Source organism: Streptomyces sp. SID11385, assembly GCF_010548245.1.
Lineage (GTDB): Bacteria > Actinomycetota > Actinomycetes > Streptomycetales > Streptomycetaceae > Streptomyces.
On the sequence record NZ_JAAGLR010000228.1, the window covers coordinates 1 to 2,786 of the forward strand.

Below are 2,786 nucleotides of genomic sequence, written 5' to 3' on the forward strand. Positions count from 1 at the left end.
CCTTGCCGCCCGGCCCCGCGCAGGCGTCGAGCCACAGCGCGTCGCGGCCTTCGACCGGGGCCTTGGCGAGGGCGAGGGCGACGAGCTGACTGCCCTCGTCCTGCACGCCTGCCTCGCCGTCGCGCACGGCGGGCACCGCGCCCGGCTCGCCGCCCTCGGTGAGCCGGACGGCGTACGGGGACCAGCGCCCCGGGAGCGCGCGCTCCTCGCCGAGCGAGTCGAGCAGCGCCCCGGCGTCGGTCCGGCCCGGGCGGGCCACGAGAGTGACCTCGGGGCGCTCGTTGTCGGCGGTCAGAAGGTCCTCGATGCCGCCGCGCGGGCCGCCGAGCGAGTCCCACAGCGCGGAGACGACCCAGCGCGGGTGGGAGTGGACGACGGAGAGGTGCTCCTCGGGGTCGTCCTCGAAGGGCGGAGCGACCTCGGCGAGCCAGGCGTCGAGGTCGTTGCGGGAGATGCGGCGCAGGACGGCGTTGACGAAGCGCGAGCGGCCGTCGCCGAGGACGACGCGGGCGAGTTCGACGGTGGCCGAGACGGCGGCGTGGGTGGGGATGCGGGTGCCGAGGAGCTGGTGGGCGCCGAGGCTGAGCACGTCGAGCACGGGCGGGTCCACCTCGCGCAGCGGGCGGTCCACGCACGCGGCGATGATCGCGTCGTACGTGCCGCGTCCGCGCAGCGTCCCGTAGACGAGTTCGGTGGCGAGCGCGGCGTCGCGCGCGTCGAAGCCGCCCTTCTCGCGGGCCTCGCGCAGCAGCGCGGGCAGGACGAGGTTGGCGTAGGCGTCGCGCTCGTCGACGGCGCGCAGGGCGTCGAAGGCGAGGACGCGGACGGGGTCCTTGCGCGGGGCCCGGTGCGGGCGGCCCTTGCCCCGGCGGGGACCGCTGTCGGTGGCGGCCACAGGCTGGTCGTTCAAAGGTGCGTGCTCCACTGAGTGCTGCGGGGCCCCTGCGGGCCCGGCCGGGAAAAGGCCGCCCGAACGCGGGACGGCTGCGTTCAGGGTACGGGGACGGGGTGCCGTACAGCCGCGCCGCCGACCGTCGGGGTCAGCCCCCCACCCGCTCCCCCACCGCCGGCCGGACGCCCCGCGCCCAATCCGCGGCGCGCATCGGCTTCTTCCCCTGCGGCTGCACCCAGCCCAGTTCCACGGGGTGCGAGCCCGTGCCGACATGCACGCTGTTCTTGCCCGCGCGGATCTCGCCCGGCGCGAGGTGCGGCACCTCGGGCGCGAGCGTGAGCGAGACGAGCTTGAGGCGTTCGCCGCGGAAGAGCGTCCAGGGGCCGGGGGCCGGGGTGCAGCCGCGCACGACGCGGTCGACGCGCAGCGCGGGCGCCGTCCAGTCGACGCGGGCGTCCTCGACGGTGAGCTTGGGGGCGAGCGAGACGCCGTCGGCGGGCTGCGGCACCGGCTTGAGGCTGCCGTCCGCGATGCCGTCCATCGTCGCGGCGAGGAGCCCGGAGCCCGCGAAGGCGAGGCGCGTGAGAAGGTCGCCGCTCGTGTCGGTGGGGCGGACGGTCTCGGTCACGGTGCCGTAGACGGGCCCGGAGTCGAGGCCCTCCTCGATGAGGAAGGTCGAGGCCCCGGTGATCTCGTCGCCCGCGAGCACGGCGTGCTGCACGGGTGCGGCGCCGCGCCAGGCGGGCAGGAGCGAGAAGTGCAGGTTGACCCAGCCGTGCGCCGGCACGTCGAGCGCGACGCGGGGCAGCAGGGCCCCGTAGGCGACGACGGGGCAGCAGTCGGGCGCGATCTCGCGCAGCCGGTCGAGGAAGGACTCCTCGCGCGGCTTCGCGGGCCGCAGGATCTCGATCCCGGCCTCCTCGGCGCGCTGCGCGACGGGGCTCGCCACGAGCCGCCGCCCGCGCCCGGCGGGCGCGTCGGGGCGGGTCACGACGGCCACCACCTCGTGGCGCTCCGAAGCGATCAGCGCGTCGAGCGCGGGTACGGCGACCTCCGGCGTCCCTGCGAACACAAGCCTCATGAATCCTGAACTTCCCTCACACCCCGGCCCGACAAGAGCCCCCATCCTAGGCACCGGCGCGGCGGGCGCTCGCGGGCGCTCGCCCCGTACGAGCCGTAAACCCCGCACTTGCTGACGAATCGTCCCCAATTCCCCGCGCACTCGTGGTTCGCGGGGAGCGCGCGCGGCGACGCCCCGCGCCCTCCCCCGTGACCCCTTCCGGCGCGGCGCGTTGTCAAAGCAGCGTTGACCGTGGGCGGACGCGACGACCCGCCCAGGACGGCGTCCCCGCAGTCTCAGCAGTCCTTTTCTCACAGTCCGATGCGGGCCAGCGGGCCCGTCAACGCCGGTTCGAGAGGCTTGCACATGGCCGACCACGCCACCCACGACGCCCAGGCACGGGCCAGCCTGCACCTGTTGGTACGGGACATCGAGCGGGTCCGCAGGCAGGTGGACGCGCTCCGCACGCTCACCGCCCAGCTCGGCAACGTCTACCGTCCGCGCCGCACGGGACCCTCCACCGGTTTCGTGGTCTACGGGCGCGCTCCCGCCCCGACCGTGCGGCTCGCCCAGGAGCTGCGGGACAGCGTCGAGAGCCTCGTGACCGCCGCCGTCGACTTCGACCGCTCCCTCGGCTTCTCCTGGGACGCGGTCGGCTCGGCGCTCGGGGTGACGAAGCAGGCCGTGCACCGCAGGTACGGGACACGCCGGGCCACCCCGGCCCCGGCCCCGGGTCCCGCCGAGGAGCGCCCCGAGCGGGGCGCCGCCGCCGTACCGGAGCGCGCGGCCACGCCCACCGTTCCCGCCGCACGCACCATGCCGACGCAGCCGACG

General features: G+C 76.0%; 3 protein-coding genes. 1 reads left to right on the forward strand and 2 read right to left on the reverse strand.

Annotated elements, in window-relative coordinates; translation table 11 throughout:
- Positions 1-910 (reverse strand): transcription antitermination factor NusB (locus tag G3I42_RS07060; RefSeq protein ID WP_275405228.1); only part of this gene is annotated, 910 nt, incomplete at its 3' end.
- A 130-nt stretch (positions 911-1,040) separates the two neighbouring features.
- A complete protein-coding gene (fmt, locus tag G3I42_RS07065; protein WP_164283417.1) occupies positions 1,041-1,973 on the reverse strand; it encodes a methionyl-tRNA formyltransferase in 933 nt (310 codons plus the stop codon).
- Between the two features lie 345 nt (positions 1,974-2,318).
- Here fmt and G3I42_RS07070 point away from each other — a divergent pair.
- Positions 2,319-2,786 (forward strand): hypothetical protein (locus G3I42_RS07070; RefSeq protein ID WP_164283419.1); only part of this gene is annotated, 468 nt, incomplete at its 3' end.

Excerpts from the sequence above, each read along its gene's own strand:
- fmt (WP_164283417.1), bottom strand. The coding sequence starts at position 1,973 with ATGAGGCTTGTGTTCGCAGGGACGCCGGAGGTCGCCGTACCCGCGCTC.